The organism is Teredinibacter purpureus, assembly GCF_014217335.1.
GTDB classification, from domain to species: Bacteria; Pseudomonadota; Gammaproteobacteria; order Pseudomonadales; family Cellvibrionaceae; genus Teredinibacter; species Teredinibacter purpureus.
The window spans coordinates 2,648,260-2,663,904 of sequence record NZ_CP060092.1; the positions used below are offsets into that span (position 1 = coordinate 2,648,260).

The window sequence follows — 15,645 nt, forward strand, 5'->3', positions numbered from 1 at the left end:
TCGGACGCATATTGCTACGCTCGTTTTTATGTATGTCGCGGTGCTCCATTTTACATAAAAACGCTCTCCGCAATATGCGCCGGTGAGCTCGGCGTTAGGATATTTCTATCAATCAATCTAGGGGATTTATGAAAAACTTATATTTCACAATTTTTGTTTTATGTTTGTCTGGATGCGCAACTGCATATGGTAAATATGGTTTCTCAGGTGGCTATAAAGATAAGCAGTTAGATGATGGGTCTATTGAAGTTTCGTATCAGGGAAACGGTACTACTTCTCCAGAAACAGTCGAGCTATATTGGGAAAAACGAGCCGCAGAATTATGCCCAAGTGGATATGATATCGTTTCAAAAGAAAATGGTGGTCACAGTAGTTATTACCCAGTGCAAGTATTTCACCCCTTAACTGAGGGTGTTATTAAGTGCCTTGGTGATGGTTAACAGTGCAATCCTAACAAGCCGCTGTAGAAGGACAGTTTTTCCGCCGCTTAAATTTATGGCGAAAAGACTGCCATAAATCAATCAGCTCCAAAACTGCCTCTAAGCGGGGCGTTATGTGTGATCATGAGAGAACCCGATAGTTTAGAGAAAAGAGTTAGATTCGTCTTCGGTCTAATAGTAATGTTTGCTGTGAGCTCGGTTATTACATTTTTTGTATTTTTAGAGTATGGGCTTGTACATTTTTCTATTTGTTTAGTCGTCAGTGTCCTGTTCGCTTTCTTTGCGGCTTGTAAAGGTGATGAGGCCTACGATAGATTACGGTATTGGTTAGGTTGGTGGTAGCTAATGTTAACTTGGATAATTTTGCTTGTTTTTGCTGTCCCGTTATACATATTCATCAGGCAAATGATGAGGTCAAATAAAACCCATAGTAATCGGTTGGCGGAAATCCAAAGAACTCTTCGTGAAAAAAGAGAAAGGGAAGTGCAAGAGAAGTGGGATCGTGTTAAAAACAAACATAAGTGATATTGGTTTTTGTATCAAAGTCGTACAAACACATAACAAGTGTAGCCACCTGACAAAAATTGCTACGCGCCTTTTTGTGTTTTCGCTACGCTCAATTTTACACAAAAAGGCACTCCGCAATTTATGCAGGTGCTACAGGCGTTATGTGAAATTATGAACCCAGAAGTAGGAAGCTACCTCAAAGATATGCGAGTGAAATACCAAGTAAAAAGCTACGATGAAATCACTTCTTTAGGTTGGATTGAAGAAGCACCAATAAAAATATCTAGAAAGAAATATTATCCTGCAATTTGGGGGCAGGAGTTCCAAGGGCAAGCATTATTGGTAGTGCAGCTTACACGCTGGCATATTTTTAAATGGTTAGGTAGTACAGATTGCATTGGTTTTACTGTAAATAAAGACGGTGGCAGAGAGGATGTTGATGCTTATTGGTTAATGCACGAGGTAGGTCATCCATGAAATCACATAACAATACGTGCCAGCTGACATTTTGGTCGGCGCTCCGTTTTGTGCATGGCTTCGCCATTTTACACAAAACTTCACACCAACCAAAATGCAGCTGCACTCTGCGTTACATTTCGGAATGCGCATGGAACTAGAGATTGAATATGAGCTGTCTGACTGGAAGGATTTTCAATCCTTTTTGGAAACAGCGATTTGTAAAGAGTCTAAACAGTGGTGGGAAAGCATGTGGATCAACCTAATCATCTGGTTTGTGGTTGCCTTTGTGTTCTTCGCCTTTTTTCAAAGTAATGTAGATTTTAGCTGGCCTACTGCCGGAATTGTATCTTTTGGATTGTTACTCTGTTTTGCATTAATGCTATTAAGTGGAGTAAAGGCTAAGCGCGCTTGTCAGCCTAGTGAGGGTGGTGCGTTCTTGAGTAAGCACAAATTTGTAATTAGTGATGATGGGATCATAACTATTGGATCTGCTTATGAAGCGAATCATAAATGGAGTATGGTCAGGCGCGTTGAAAATACGGAAAAGGCAATTTACCTCTTCATAGATAGTATAAATGCTCTAGTTTTTCCCTTGTCAAAAATCTCTAATCCAGAGGGCTTAATGGCATTAATAAATAAAAATGTAACAAAGCAATCTTAGGGACAACCTACGCGTTGCTTCGGTTGCCCCAAATTGCGGCGTTATGTGCTTTCAGCTATGAAAAAAATAATATTCATTTTGTCTGTTTTTTTTGTTTCGAGTCGAGCGTTTTCGCTAGACTTAATCGTCCCTGAAAAGGTCGTAGAGTCATGGGGGTTCAAGACGATTGAGCTAGCTGAGAGCAGACAAATGATCCGCTCCAACACAAGCTTTAAGGTTGGCGGGCAAACCTATTACCCTAGGTATAGCTTAAGAAAAGCGTGCTATGAAAGCACAAGTGTTGCTAAAGAAGAATATACTTATCGCGCTAATACGGTGTCTAATGGTAAAGACGAGTTTCGTGGTAATTTCTTTCTTGGTGGGAGTTGTGTCTTTCAAATAGATCCGAACGCAGATATTTTTAAATACCATGACAAATCAGGGGTGGTAGAGCTATTTGGGCAGTATGTGGGGGCGGGCACATAACCAAACGCTGCACGCGGACCCATTTTGCTACGCTCATTTGTGTAGTCGCTGCGCTCCATTATACACAAATGCTCTCCACAAAATGGGCCGGTGAGCTTGGCGTTAAATAGCTCGGCAACATACTATTTATACGGCGTGAAGATTTCAGTTTTAAACTTACATTTTTAGCTGTGTAGTGGTTTTAAATATTATGCTAGTTTCATAACGAAACAGTTCGTTTAGCTCTACCAGCATTAAACCGTGCAAACCACTCTAAAAGTCTGTTTTAGTATTTTAAGTTTTACTGGTTGCAAGCATATTTTAGTAACTCGTAAAAAGTGTTATTTTCGAGCGGGTAGTTTTAATGAAGAAAAAAGCAGAGCGGGGTAGTGATGTAAAGTTTACCGGTCGTTCTTCTTAGGGCTTTCAGGTTTAGCGTTTACGGGTGTTCATGTAGCGTTGTTCGCCACTTTGGTAGCAAGGCTCCATTTGCGTTCCGCAACGCAGTGTTGGTGTTGTTTGGTGTATCGCCATTTAACAAGGCCATCATGCTGCGCCAGCAAGCTGGCTGGACAAATTTTCCGTTGTTTGTTTTGTGCTTTAACGCTACGCTAGCACAAAAAAACAACTCCAAATTTGCCGCATATGGCGGCGTTATGTGGCCAAGGTATGAGATATATATTTTTAGCATCAATTTTATTTTCTCAATCGGCGATAGCTTGCCTATGCAATAATGAAGTGGTTTTTTATACGGGTGCTAAGGCTATTGAAGCCAAGTATCCAGAGTATAAAATTACTCGAGAAGAGTATGAGGCCGTTGAATTAGACAAGAAGTGGATGGTTCTTAGGAAAGAGCATGTATATAAAGAAAACCCAAGAGAATATCCAAGGGCATTCATATCAAAAGAGGGCTGCAAACTTGATAAAGTATTTTGGTCTAAGTAAGCACATAACAAGTTTAGCCAGCATCGCCCCTTCGGGGCTGGACCTCCGTTTCGGCGCTTCGCGCCTACACTGCGGCCGCTGCTAAAGGCGTTAGATTTTAAGAGGAGCAATGGATGATCTCTTGGATAGTTATTGTTGGTGGGCTGTGGGCGTCTTGGAGTTTTTCCGATTTCGAGTCACAGTCTCCTCTATATAATATGGTATGCCCGCTATTGGTATTTGTTTTTCTGGTTTCACTACTAATTAAATTGGTTGTATTGATTGGCCCAGAAAGTGGTCGAGGTGGTCATGGCGATGGAGGTGGAGGTTTTTTTGGCGGTTCTGGAGGTGATGGCGGATGCGGTGGAGACGGAGGTTCATGTTAAAACTATTTTCTAAAAGAGTGGGTTATACATCACCTATATTTATATTGAGTGAGTCGAATAAAAAATCTAACAAGTTGCTCCATTTGACGCAGCGATCTTCGCTCCTTTTTGTGCATTCGCTACGCTCATTGTTGCACAAAAACTCACTACAACCGCTGCGCAAATGAGCAAGGCGTTAAGTGAATATGCAGAAACTGATAGCACTATTTCTATTTTTCTCTATGCAGGCTCATTCGCTCGAGGCCTTCGTCTCATATTGCCAGTACAAAGATTCTATTTTAGGACTTATGTATCCACAAAAATCAAACTCGAGTACATACTACCTTTTTGAGTTAAAAGAGGGTCGGTATATTGATCTAGGTAGTGGTGATTCAGGTGGTGATTATTTTCAAAGCGGGATCGCGGCTAACCGAGAGGAAGGGGAGACGCTCATGGTTAGGTCAGAACAACTGAAGTCCTATTTCAAAGGTACAGGTTTCAAGCTTATCTCTATACCCGAAAATCATACTGAAATTAAACTGGTTGCAAAAAATGTTTGTAATCTACAATAGAAATCACTTAACAAGTCAAGGCAGCAACGCCACTTTGTGGCTGGACGCGCTAACGCGCGCCGCTGCTTGAGGCGTTAAATACGCGGACGGAATTCGCCATGAGTATCGAAGAGCCTATATGGGTTGATGAAGTAAAAACGTCAAATTACGATTTAGCTGATTTACCCGAATCTATCGAGAGGGAAATACGCGATTACCTAAATATTGAATTTGCTCCGGATGACATAAATAATCAAGTTGAATATATTGGGCAATTCGAGTTGTGGGGTAAACCTATAAAGTGTTGGGATTTTGGGTGTGAGAACGTTTTTGCAACAGTGCAGCCATACGGCGACGGTTACTACATTGCAGTTACTGACAAAGTAATCCAAAATGAGAAAAATATTTAACAAGGCTATGCACCGGAACAGCTAGGCTACGTTTTGCAATTTATGCACTACGCTGGCGCTTCGTTAACATAAATTACAACTCCGCCCAGCTGTCCGGTGATAGCGGCGTTAGCACCCAAAACACAATGAGCAGCTATTGTTTATGCATGCAGAAACCATCAATGGAAAGCAGTGTATTATTGTCGGGCTGTTTTCAGCGAAAAGAAAGGATATAGATAGCGAAATATCCTCGATGAAGAGCACCCTTATCAAACATGGTGCGATTGTTGTTGGAGTTTTAATTCAGCGAAGAGGTGTGTCTAGGTCAAGTAAAAAGGGTGGAGTTAGGCAAATGGACTCACCGCTAAACTCGGCAACAGTTATAGGTCCCGGAAAAGTTGAAGAGTTATCCAGGCTGGTAACAGAGCTGCAGGCAAATACAGTTGTTTTTTACAACGATCTACACAGTACCCAGAAAACTCGGTTGCAGGAAATAGTTGGTTGTAATGTATTCTGCATCAACGAATAACCATCAGTGCTAACAAGGCATTCCACTCGATGCCAAAAGCTACGCGATTTTTGCGCAACTCGCTCCGCTCGATTATAGCGCAAAAACCGCTCCGCTTTTGTCACGAGTGAATGCGGCGTTATACACAAAAAGAGTAATCATGGAAGTCAGAGTTAATACTAAAAAACAGATCCTAAAATCATTTGCCGGCTGGTTGCCTCTAGCACTAGTAGCAATAGTATTTTACGGCATGATTTTCACAGGTCTAATCATGTGGTTGCTCACAAAATTTGCAGGGATAGAGCAAGAGCTTGCAAGACAAATTGGCCTACCCGTGGGCGGGGTTTTGCTTGTCGCCTCTTTATTCCTCTACTTTAACTGGCTTACTAAATCACTTTCCTCATTTCATCTGGCAATTGAAGGTGACAACTTGCTAGTAAAAGGTATAGCTGGCTGGAGCACCCTTGATAAAGAAGTCCCAATTAACACCATTAAAAAAATATACATTGGTGCAAACGCCAACTCTTTGGAAAAGTTATCCTCAGGGCATGGTGCGATTAATGACCAAGTGGCATCAAGGCTTACATTTTTCCCTTATACAGGAAAAACGTTTAAATTGGATTTCGCGGCTAAAGCATTTAATAACGAATCTTTGTATAAGTTTCTAGTCGCAATTAAAGGTAAGGGTGTCGAGACCAATGTCAGCGTATAACAAAGCAAACCAGCCTCAGTCGCTGCGCTCCTTGGACAGCCTTGCCGTCGCTTGTTTTGTGCATGGCTTCGCCATTTTAGCACAAAAAAATCAACAACAAGTCTGCCGCTGTTTGCGGCGTTAGGGCTCAAGGAATCTGAACCATGAAAGTTGTATCAATTATATTTTTTCTCTTATTCTCGGCGGGCACCATCGCGGGAATGAGTGAACTTGAGGAACAGGCTAAATCTGGTGATGCCAATGCCCAATACCTTATGGGTTACAGTTTCGAGATGGGGCAGAACAATCCCGTAAACCTCAGCAAAGCTATCAAGTGGTACAAAGAAGCATCTGCCAATAACAACCCAAGAGCTATGCATCGCCTAGGGCTCATGTACGCAACAGGAAGTGGTGTACCAAGTGATTTCGCTAAAACAGCAGAACTATTTGAGGCTGCAGCAAAGCAGAAAGATCCTGCAGCTCAAATGGATTACACAATGTTGCTATTTGGAATGGCTCCACCAGAGTATAAAAACTCTGTCGAGGCATATGCATGGTTTGCTGTTATAGAGGCAAACGACCCAACAGCATATGCAAGCATTAAAGACCTTAAGCCAAAGCTTGAGGCTGAGCTTTCAAAAAAACAATTGCAGCACGCTATTGATCTAGGAGCTGAGTATATTGCCAAGTACAGCCCTAACAAGTAAAGCCAGCATCGCCCCTGCGGGGCTGGACCTCCGTTTCGGCGCTTCGCGCTAGACCTGCACCACTTTGGCGGACAGTTATTTACTGTTTAGTTAAAGGGGTAAAAAATGGGTTTAACAAAGAAGAAACATTACGAAAGCTACACGTTGGCTTTTAAAGTCAAGGCGGTGAGAGAGAGTAAGAAGCGTGGCGTTAGGGCGGTCGATGTTGCTAAGGCGCTTGGGATTCATCCCGTCATGCTTTACCGTTGGCGCCAAGAATATAAAGAAGGCCGTCTATCCGAGAATAAACACATGCAAATTAAAGCCCCTCCACCCAAAAAGTCTAGAGAAGACAGTGACGCACTTAAGCGCGCAGAAACGCGAATAAAGGAATTGGAAAAACGACTAGCCTCCAAAGAGGAAGAGGTCGTTATTCTAAAAAAGGCAAAACGGTTCTTCTCGGATCAGCGCAGGAAAGATACGCGTTCATAGAGGAGAACCGGGGGGCTCATAAGGTCGTTAGGATGTGTGAATATCTGGATGTCTCAACAACTGGCTATTACGATTGGCGCGAGCGTGGGGAAAGCAGTCGAGCGCAGTACGATAGTATTCTCGTTGATGAGATAACAAAGATGCATGTAGGTCATGAAAGAAATTATGGCGCTATACGAGTTCACCCATACCTAAAAAACCTAGGGTTTCCCTGTAGTCGCAGGCGGATCAACAGATTAATGAAAGCGTATTCAATAACCTCTATATACCACGCATATCGGCATAATCGCGCTTCAGGCAGTAATTCATTAAAGGTGGATAATGTATTAGCTGAGTCGCCACCAGCAGCATCGGTAGGTCGACATTGGGCTGGGGATATGACATACATTAAGACTCGAGAGGGGTCTGTATATATGGCGGCTGTACTAGACCTATTTACTCGTAAGGTTGTTGGTTGGGGTTTTTCCAGAAACCATGATGCCGATTTGGTATGCGGCGCGCTGAAGATGTCGTTGGAATATGAAGAGGCAAAACCTGGGTGTTTGTTTCATAGTGATCAGGGCTCGGAGTACTGCTCGGACATTTATCAGGAGGCCGTAGCGAACGCAGGCATGGTTAGTAGTATGAGCCGAGCTGGTACGCCAACAGATAATGCTTTTGTAGAATCATTTTTTAAGACATTAAAGAATGAATTGGTGCATCATTGGAAGTTTAATAATATGGTCGAATGTGTCGCTAGGATTGTTGACTACGTTGAGTTTTATAATGAGGATAGATTACACTCTAGCCTCAATTATGTATCACCAAATACATATCAAAATATAAATGTTTAGTGTCCGTCAAAGTGGTGCAAGTCTACGCCTACACTGCGGCCGCTGCTTTAGGCGTTAGGATATTTCTATCAATCAATCTAGGGGATTTATGAAAAACTTATATTTCACAATTTTTGTTTTATGTTTGTCTGGATGCGCAACTGCATATGGTAAATATGGTTTCTCAGGTGGCTATAAAGATAAGCAGTTAGATGATGGGTCTATTGAAGTTTCGTATCAGGGAAACGGTACTACTTCTCCAGAAACAGTCGAGCTATATTGGGAAAAACGAGCCGCAGAATTATGCCCAAGTGGATATGATATCGTTTCAAAAGAAAATGGTGGTCACAGTAGTTATTACCCAGTGCAAGTATTTCACCCCTTAACTGAGGGTGTTATTAAGTGCCTTGGTGATGGTTAACAGTGCAATCCTAACAAGCCGCTGTAGAAGGACAGTTTTTCCGCCGCTTAAATTTATGGCGAAAAGACTGCCATAAATCAATCAGCTCCAAAACTGCCTCTAAGCGGGGCGTTAGGGTGCTATAGCAATATGTATAAATGCCCAAGTTGTAATGAAAACTGTATAAGTAGTTGGCAAAAATATTGGGCAACTAGGTTCAGCCCTGCTAAGTGCCCAAGTTGTGGTAGTAAATGTTATATTCCAATTAAATATGGAATGATGGTTTATCTCTACTTACTTGTTCCGTCTGCCATAATATGGGGTAGCGTTATAGGGTTTAAATCAGGTATTCCGTTGCTATTATTTATACCTTTAATTTGCTGGGTGCATTATTTTTATATTACTAGGTCAAAACTACTGTGCAAGTAAATCAAAACCCTAACAAGTTTGTCCAGTTGACGTTTTGGTCTTCGCTTCTTTTTGTGCATGGCCTTCGGCCATTTTTGCACAAAAATACACTACAACCAAAACGCAACTGACAAAGGCGTTAGAGTACCAAAGGTTCAGATATGGATGTAAAACCCGATCAATATGAAATCGAACATAGTAAGGAACAGCTGTCGTTTTTTCGTCATCTCACAACGCTGTCTACGGGCTCGATTGTATTGATCGCTACCTTTCTAGAAAAAGTATTTTCCAATCCATGCTCTACTTGGCTTGTTGTACTCGCAATCGGTATGTTTTTGGTAGCAATTGTATTTGCTTCAGGCTGTCAAATGCTCACTTTAGCTATGATGCGCTACACATCCACATCAAAAAATAAACTAAAGTATCGTAAGGTAAGCCATATATTTTTATATTTGGTGATTGGTAGCTTTTTGTTAGCAATAATTTCTATGGGGGTATTTACGGTTGCGAATTTATTGGGGTAATTACTCTAACAAGGCCAGCCAGCATCGCTCCCTTTGGTCGCTGGACCTCCGTTTCGGCGCTTCGCGCCTACACTACGGCCGCTGCTGGCGGCGTTAGTAGCTTATTTATGAAATACACATTCGTTTTACTAGTCGCTATGTTACTTTCCGGGTGCGTTATTTACCCAGAGAGAGAAGTTATTACACCTTTAATTCAAGGGGTCGTAACTGACACTTTGGGGAACCCAGTTAGTGGGGCAACAGTTAACAGGGTTCAAAGTCGTCGAGTTTACGAAACCAAATACAAATACACATCAGAAAAATATATAGCAGATACCGGAGTTACGGACTCAAATGGTATGTTTATACTCCTGCCAGCTACAGAGATAGATTGGTGGCACCAGATTATGGATTTACCATTTGTGTGGTGCTATGGAGACTTTGAGGTTACTCATCCCGACTTCCAAACTCACAAAACGGAATTTGGTGATTTCAGCTTCTTCAATGAAGATTCCGTCGGCTGTAAGGGAGTTAAGTTTGAGCCTAAAATATCCTTACAGCCACGCTACTAACAAAGCAATCCACAGGAGCAGCAAAGCTACGTTTTGCAATTTATGCACTACGCTGCCGCTTCGTTAACATAAATTACAACTTCGCTTCACTGCCCTGTGATTGCGGCGTTATACGCTTTTATATTTTGGAGTATGCATGGAACACTCATCAACGGAATTCGATGAAAAACTTGATAAAATTGATCATTATGTGAAATATCCAGAAATGCGCCCTTGGGTTGGTACTGATTACAATAATCAAAAAGTTAAAGTACTAACTATTGGTGAAAGTCATTATTTAGCTAAGGGGAGTACGTACCATATAAATGCCGATGATTGGTATGACGGAATTTCGATGTCTGATAAACCTGATAAAGCAGGAATCCATACAAGAAATGTTATATTTAATGGTATTAAAACAAATTGGAAAAAGAAATCGAAAGTTATTTTTAAAAACACAGAAGACGCTTTGTTTTTATCAAACCTTTTCCCCGTCAAACCTGAGTCGGCATATTACAATATTGCTTTCATGAATTTCTTCCAAAGACCAGCTGAAAAAACAGGGAAATCGATAAAAGTTAAAAGTGTAGATTTAGCCATAAGCAAACAAGTTTTCTCTGAGGTTGTTAATATAATCAACCCTACTACTGTATTGTTTACAAGTGTCTTAGCATATAAAAATGCAAAGAAAAACTGTGTTTTAAGATATTTGACATCTAATAATATTCCATTCGTTAAATGTCCTCACCCTGCTACATCATGGTGGAATAGGGAATCAAAGGCATATGGTAATAAAACAGGGAAAAACCATTTTATATCATTCATTAATGAGCAGGTCAGCGTATAACAAAGTTATCAAATTGACCCGCATTGCTTCACTCCATTTTGGGGTGGCTACGCCACTTTACCCCAAAACTCCGCTGTACAACGCGGGCAATTTATAACGGCGTTAGAAGGTAGAGCTACCCACGAAAAGTAGACACCTCATTCCCACCTAATGAGGTATTAATTATGACTAAAAAAACTAAGAACAAATACAACCATTACACCGAAGATTTTCGTAGGGAGGCCGTTCGACGCTCAGAAGGGCCTGACACCTCAGCTGCTGAAGTGGCGAGAGAGTTGGGTATTCACCCCGGTCAAATCTATAATTGGCGACGTCAATATAAGCGACTATCCGAAAAACAATTTAATGGTGTGAATGGTGTGGATTACTCAAAGCCTGAAAGCGAGACTGTACGCGAGCTGCAGCGGACAATAAGCGACCTGAAAGAAGAGAACGAATTCCTAAAAAAAGCGACGGCATACTTCAGCAAGCCAAGCTGGTGAGGTATGCCTACATGGAGTCGCTTCGTGGTCAATTCCCAATAATCAAGATGGCGGGGTGGTTAGCTGTCAGCAGATCAGGTTATTACAAATGGCGCGAACGAGAGCCTAGTTTCGAGTATGAGTATCGAGAAATGCTGCGCAAGGCTATCAGTGAGACTTTTGAGGAGTTTAAGGCACGATACGGTGCGCCTAGATTAATCTATGAGCTGCATGAAAAAGGCTTCGCTTGCTCAGTTAATCATGTTGCTAAAATTATGCAGGAAGAGGGTCTAAAGGCCCGTAACGGCAAACGCTTCAAGTATGGTCATCAAGGTTCAGGGGATAATAACTTCGCTGAAAACGTATTGGATCGCGACTTTGAGGCCACTAAGCCAAATGAAAAGTGGGTGTCGGACATTACCTATATACCGGTTAAGAACGGTCACGTTTACTTGGCGGTGATCATGGACTTGTTCTCCCGCAAGATCATTGGCTGGTCATTGGATAAAACAATGACCACGGATTTGATTTTAGATGCACTTAACATGGCCACCTCAAGTCGGGGATGCGAGCAAGGGTTGTTGCTTCACTCAGATCAGGGAGTGCAGTATCGATCCGGAGAATATGTCCTAGCGATGCACGATGCTGATATAACTCCCAGCATGAGCCGAAAGGGTAACTGTTGGGATAATGCGGCAATGGAATCCTTCTTCTCACGTCTGAAAGTAGAGGAAGTGTTTGGTCAATCGTACATAGGCTTAAATGACGCGTATTCAAGTGTGTTCGAATATATTGAATTGTTTTACAATCGCGTACGACGCCACTCTGCGAATGACAATATAAGCCCTGCAGAGTTTGAAGAAATTTATTACCAAGAGTGCGCCTAATATGGTGTCTACTTTTTGTGGGTAAGACCAAAGGTCGTCAGAGAAAAAACCAAAAGTAGCTTTAAGTCGTCTTATTGCTCTGTGCTCTTTCAGAGTAATTACCGAGCGTATTATTAGTTTGGTTTTAGTAATTTCAAAACCATCCACTATTGTTGGGCTAATCCGGAAAGCGCCCGAGTGCTTGTTTAGAGCTTGCTACTATAAAAGCTTAGAAATTGGATTTGGCACCAAACCACAGTTAAATAATGTAAAGGTCAGTGCTAAACTGCTCGAAAAGTGCGTGGCCTTACGGCCGCATAAAAATGTAAAGAGTAGGGCATTACGGTGCCATGCTGGTAAAGCTAAAGGGGCCGTGAGCGGCCTGCAAAAATACAGTAAGGGTGGTTTGGGCTGGTAGGGTTTGCTTTGTAGCATAAGCTGGCGTTCTAACAATGTTATTAAAAGGACAGTGTTTGCTACGCTCCGTTTTGGGGTGGCTTCGCCACTTTACCCCAAAACTCCACTCCACAAACACTGCCTTTTATAACGGCGTTAGCACTATCATCATGGAGATATAAATGTGGAATTAGCACCAGAAGAAAAAAGAGGTCAACGGTGGGGTAGGCTAAAATACGCTTTGTTTTGCTTACTAATGTTCTTTATTTTTATAGTTGCGGCTAGGTTTATGGTGCCTGGCATGTACAAACTTGAGCCTGATCCAGTAGGCTATTTCACTCTATCCTTTATACGGGATCTAGCTATTGCACTGGCAGCGATTAAGCGATTTCATGATTTTGGAAAAAGTGGGTGGTTTTGTTTGTTGGTGTTTATACCCGGTATAGGCGCTCTGACTTCTCTGGTTTTATTTTTTATTCCCGGATCAAGGAAAACAAACCAATATGGGCCTAAACCAGCGATGCTCATTGACACTTAAATTGCTAACAAGGCCAGTCAATCTGACCTCCGTAAACTGTCTTCTTTTTTGCAAGATACGGCAAAAAACCAGCCAGTTCACTCCGGCAGTTGCTGGCGGCGTTAGGTGCTCCATTAAATGAAGTTTTTCGCGGCTTTTATATTTGGTGTTTTAATCATTGGCTGTAGCAATAATTCAGTTGTTACGCTTGGGGGTAATGGTCATCGGATAAAAATATTGGATGATCTATCGAAATCTGAGGGAGAAATGGTAGCTTCCTTCGTTACCTCTAAGATGGAGGTTTTACGTTCTGAATATATATCGGTCGATGCAAAGGTTACTGACTTATATAGCATATCCAAATGGCACACTCCAGGCATGCAATCAGATGAAGAGAAGAAGTGCAAATACTCAGCAAACTTTTATTATGGTGGGTTTGGTAATGCTGTGTGTATCGGTGTGCATGAAGTCAATGATCAGGAAATAAAATTAAAGGTGCTTTGGAGTACTAGTTGGATATCATAAAATCACCTAACAATACGTGCCAGTCGGACAGTTTGTTCCGTGGCTTTTTTTTGCGCTGGCCGCTACGCTAGCACAAAAATACACTACACAAACTGCCGCTGCACTCTGCGTTAGAGCTTCAAGTAGCTACTAATGTGCTGTGGTAACGCTTGGGGAATAGGTTCAGAGAATGGTTTCTGTAAAAAGAATTGAGGCGGGTAATTATTCTGTATCAGATGGTCGGTCCATTCTTAAAGATGGCTCTGGCTGGTATGTTCTAGCCGAAGATGGTGGACATGATTTTGGGCCAGTTACTACGCTAACGGCAGCAAAGGAATATGTAGAAACAGGAATTGTGCCCTTAAGTCAGCATAATTTTGGTTCGGCTTATGGTCGTCGGCAAAGTAAGAAAGAATTTAATGCTTATTTGGCCTCCGAAGCAGAACAAGGTAATTACGGTCCCGCAATACTATATACTTTGGCTGTCGTCGTGGTGGTCATCTTGTTTGCTTTTATAAAGAATAATCAATAGTACGTGCAACACAGCTCTAACAAAGCTATTAAATTGACAGCTATTCCGTTGCTTGGTTTTTCGCTAAAAAAGCCTAGCAAAAAATCCAACCAACTACACAGCTGCAATTTATAGCGGCGTTAGCTGTTTTCGTGAAACTAGAGATTTTCTATGGATAAAGAGATACCTGAACACTTAAAAAAATGGAATTGGGGTGCGTTCTTTTTAAACTGGATTTGGGGTGTAGGAAATAACACCTATTCTGCGTTTAAAATATTTATTCCGGTATATGGGTTCTACTATATTTTCAAGCTTGGTGCTCACGGTAGCGAATATGCATGGAAAAACGGGACATGGAGAGATGAAGATCATTTTGTAAAAGTACAACGAAACTGGTCGCGAGCGTCATTTGCGTATATAGGGTTCTGCTTTCTTCTCGCACTACCATTATTTTTCATGGTTGGTCATTTGTTCAGGAATTCTGAACCTTACATTATGTCAATGGCGCTGCTCGAAGGCTCGCCAAAATTTAAAGAAGAGATCGGAATTCCTTATGACGCAGGTTTTATAACCGGAAACCTGTCTACTTCTGGGCATCAAGGAAGCGCAAATATGTCATTTGGAGTTGATGGGGCTAGAGGCGAAGCAAAAATTTATATTAAAGCTGAAAAAGACATGGATATCTGGAAATTACTTTGTGTCAAAACAGAATACATAAACAGTAGCACAGTCGAACTTCTCGGTGAGTGCGCAAATGGCAGCTAACAAGGCGCTCAATAGGACATTTTTTACTCCGCTTTTTTTGCGGTGGCTACGCCACTTTACCGCAAAAACGCTACGTAAAAAATGCCTATTAGCTTGGCGTTAAAGGCTGTTCGTGGTTTTAGGGTTTTCCACCAACGAGTTAGCAGTGATCGTCCGCCTTTTTCAGTCCGTGTGTTTAACCGGTAAAGTGGCTTGTAATAAAGACCGCGTCAACGTGGCACCAATGGAGGGTTTAGCGTGTTGTATCCATCTCAATCCATCCGTTCCCTGTGTTCCGTTTTGTCGTCAACTAATAATCAAGGGCAGTGCTTCGCATTTGTTTGTGCCGGGCTAAGTCCAGCACAATTAGCTAATACAGTGCTGCCCTTAACAAGTTTAGCCATGCGACGCCCAAAAGGCGGGCGCACATGCTAAAGGCGTTATGAGTAATTCCATGAAGTGGACATTTTTAGTTATCGTCACATTTCTTATCTCGAGTTGTGCGTATGGCCCGACGACTAGAGATCTTGCGGAAAGAGAAGTCAAAATTGAACTTCAGTTCATCGTTTCAAAAACAAGGTCGCCTTGTGTAGGCTGCGATGTAGAGATTAATAGGTTTTTCAATGGTCCTACAATATTTAGTTGGGGAAACTATGGGCTTATCAATAAAATGAAAACGGATGAAATGGGATATATCCATTTCAATACCAAACTAAATGGTAACTACCAGATATTTCTAGTAACTGAGGTTGATGGGGAGAGGCTTGCAGGGATCTACGGATTTGATGTGCCTAGTAACAACGTAGTGGATGTTGTTACAGTTGAGCCTCCACTCATAACAAATAAGGATATGTCGCGCTTGCCGCGACATATCTCATTGTTGAACAAGCCCGTGGTCGAGCTCTTTATTAGTAAATAAGTCGATAGGAGGTGTTTGTAATAGTGCCGGTTTTTGTCGGCACTATTTTTGTTGGGCGAACAGAGTCCTCACCCAGTAGGTGATTAAAA

Annotated in this window: 24 protein-coding genes; all 24 read left to right on the top strand. The window is 41.9% G+C overall.

From position 1 onward, the window contains the following. Positions 1-128 precede the first annotated feature (128 nt). The 24 genes from H5647_RS11480 (at position 129) to H5647_RS11595 (ending at position 15,556) form a co-directional block, all read left to right on the top strand. On the top strand, positions 129-440 hold the full coding sequence (locus H5647_RS11480; protein ID WP_045856500.1) for a CC0125/CC1285 family lipoprotein: 312 nt from the start codon (positions 129-131) through the stop codon (positions 438-440). A 678-nt stretch (positions 441-1,118) separates the two neighbouring features. Further along, positions 1,119-1,424, top strand: coding sequence for a hypothetical protein (locus H5647_RS11485; RefSeq protein ID WP_045861330.1), 306 nt, complete (start codon positions 1,119-1,121; stop codon positions 1,422-1,424). Positions 1,425-1,554: 130 nt separating this feature from the next. Beyond that, on the top strand, positions 1,555-2,067 hold the full coding sequence (locus tag H5647_RS11490; protein WP_162926304.1) for a YcxB family protein: 513 nt from the start codon (positions 1,555-1,557) through the stop codon (positions 2,065-2,067). 57 nt (positions 2,068-2,124) lie between these two features. Continuing rightward, on the top strand, positions 2,125-2,532 hold the full coding sequence (locus H5647_RS11495) for a hypothetical protein (protein ID WP_045858703.1): 408 nt from the start codon (positions 2,125-2,127) through the stop codon (positions 2,530-2,532). 648 nt (positions 2,533-3,180) lie between these two features. Then, positions 3,181-3,456 carry a hypothetical protein gene (locus tag H5647_RS11500; protein ID WP_045856557.1) on the top strand — a complete coding sequence of 92 codons (276 nt, stop codon included), beginning with the start codon at positions 3,181-3,183 and terminating at the stop codon, positions 3,454-3,456. 113 nt (positions 3,457-3,569) lie between these two features. Continuing rightward, entirely contained in the window at positions 3,570-3,821 is a 252-nt protein-coding gene (locus H5647_RS11505; protein ID WP_045858707.1) for a hypothetical protein, read from the top strand. Positions 3,822-4,006: 185 nt separating this feature from the next. Further along, a complete protein-coding gene (locus H5647_RS11510; protein ID WP_045856534.1) occupies positions 4,007-4,372 on the top strand; it encodes a hypothetical protein in 366 nt (121 codons plus the stop codon). Between the two features lie 98 nt (positions 4,373-4,470). After that, on the top strand, positions 4,471-4,761 hold the full coding sequence (locus H5647_RS11515) for a hypothetical protein (protein WP_045858709.1): 291 nt from the start codon (positions 4,471-4,473) through the stop codon (positions 4,759-4,761). 142 nt (positions 4,762-4,903) lie between these two features. Then, a complete protein-coding gene (locus tag H5647_RS11520) occupies positions 4,904-5,269 on the top strand; it encodes an HflX-like GTP-binding protein (protein ID WP_045858689.1) in 366 nt (121 codons plus the stop codon). Positions 5,270-5,408: 139 nt separating this feature from the next. Beyond that, a complete protein-coding gene (locus H5647_RS11525) occupies positions 5,409-5,960 on the top strand; it encodes a hypothetical protein (protein ID WP_045858710.1) in 552 nt (183 codons plus the stop codon). Positions 5,961-6,103: 143 nt separating this feature from the next. Then, entirely contained in the window at positions 6,104-6,646 is a 543-nt protein-coding gene (locus H5647_RS11530; RefSeq protein ID WP_052692036.1) for a tetratricopeptide repeat protein, read from the top strand. Positions 6,647-6,751: 105 nt separating this feature from the next. Next, positions 6,752-7,117, top strand: a complete 366-nt coding sequence (locus H5647_RS11535; RefSeq protein ID WP_045856502.1) for a transposase — start codon at positions 6,752-6,754, stop codon at positions 7,115-7,117. Then, positions 7,114-7,950 (top strand): IS3 family transposase, encoded by an 837-nt coding sequence (locus H5647_RS11540; RefSeq protein ID WP_236075025.1) that lies wholly within the window; start codon positions 7,114-7,116, stop codon positions 7,948-7,950. Before H5647_RS11535 ends, H5647_RS11540 begins: the two co-directional genes overlap by 4 nt. A gap of 88 nt (positions 7,951-8,038) precedes the next feature. After that, positions 8,039-8,350: a CC0125/CC1285 family lipoprotein gene (locus tag H5647_RS11545; RefSeq protein WP_045856500.1), complete on the top strand. Its 312-nt coding sequence runs from the start codon at positions 8,039-8,041 to the stop codon at positions 8,348-8,350. Between the two features lie 548 nt (positions 8,351-8,898). Beyond that, positions 8,899-9,261 carry a hypothetical protein gene (locus H5647_RS11550; protein WP_045858712.1) on the top strand — a complete coding sequence of 121 codons (363 nt, stop codon included), beginning with the start codon at positions 8,899-8,901 and terminating at the stop codon, positions 9,259-9,261. Between the two features lie 107 nt (positions 9,262-9,368). Next, positions 9,369-9,812, top strand: coding sequence for an Ig-like domain-containing protein (locus H5647_RS11555; RefSeq protein WP_045858714.1), 444 nt, complete (start codon positions 9,369-9,371; stop codon positions 9,810-9,812). A 136-nt stretch (positions 9,813-9,948) separates the two neighbouring features. Continuing rightward, on the top strand, positions 9,949-10,638 hold the full coding sequence (locus tag H5647_RS11560; protein ID WP_045858716.1) for a hypothetical protein: 690 nt from the start codon (positions 9,949-9,951) through the stop codon (positions 10,636-10,638). A gap of 164 nt (positions 10,639-10,802) precedes the next feature. Then, positions 10,803-11,120 carry a transposase gene (locus H5647_RS11565; RefSeq protein WP_045856786.1) on the top strand — a complete coding sequence of 106 codons (318 nt, stop codon included), beginning with the start codon at positions 10,803-10,805 and terminating at the stop codon, positions 11,118-11,120. After that, positions 11,096-11,986 (top strand): IS3 family transposase, encoded by an 891-nt coding sequence (locus tag H5647_RS11570; RefSeq protein ID WP_236075057.1) that lies wholly within the window; start codon positions 11,096-11,098, stop codon positions 11,984-11,986. The genes H5647_RS11565 and H5647_RS11570 overlap by 25 nt, the downstream gene beginning before the upstream one ends. A 559-nt stretch (positions 11,987-12,545) precedes the next feature. Beyond that, positions 12,546-12,899, top strand: a complete 354-nt coding sequence (locus tag H5647_RS11575; protein WP_052692037.1) for a DUF805 domain-containing protein — start codon at positions 12,546-12,548, stop codon at positions 12,897-12,899. Between the two features lie 117 nt (positions 12,900-13,016). Then, positions 13,017-13,403 carry a hypothetical protein gene (locus H5647_RS11580; protein ID WP_045856759.1) on the top strand — a complete coding sequence of 129 codons (387 nt, stop codon included), beginning with the start codon at positions 13,017-13,019 and terminating at the stop codon, positions 13,401-13,403. 169 nt (positions 13,404-13,572) lie between these two features. Beyond that, positions 13,573-13,914, top strand: coding sequence for a DUF2487 family protein (locus tag H5647_RS11585; protein ID WP_045858722.1), 342 nt, complete (start codon positions 13,573-13,575; stop codon positions 13,912-13,914). A gap of 150 nt (positions 13,915-14,064) precedes the next feature. Then, positions 14,065-14,658, top strand: a complete 594-nt coding sequence (locus H5647_RS11590; RefSeq protein ID WP_045858725.1) for a cytochrome c oxidase assembly factor Coa1 family protein — start codon at positions 14,065-14,067, stop codon at positions 14,656-14,658. A 433-nt stretch (positions 14,659-15,091) separates the two neighbouring features. Then, positions 15,092-15,556 carry a hypothetical protein gene (locus H5647_RS11595; RefSeq protein ID WP_045858727.1) on the top strand — a complete coding sequence of 155 codons (465 nt, stop codon included), beginning with the start codon at positions 15,092-15,094 and terminating at the stop codon, positions 15,554-15,556. The last annotated feature ends 89 nt before the right edge of the window (positions 15,557-15,645 follow it).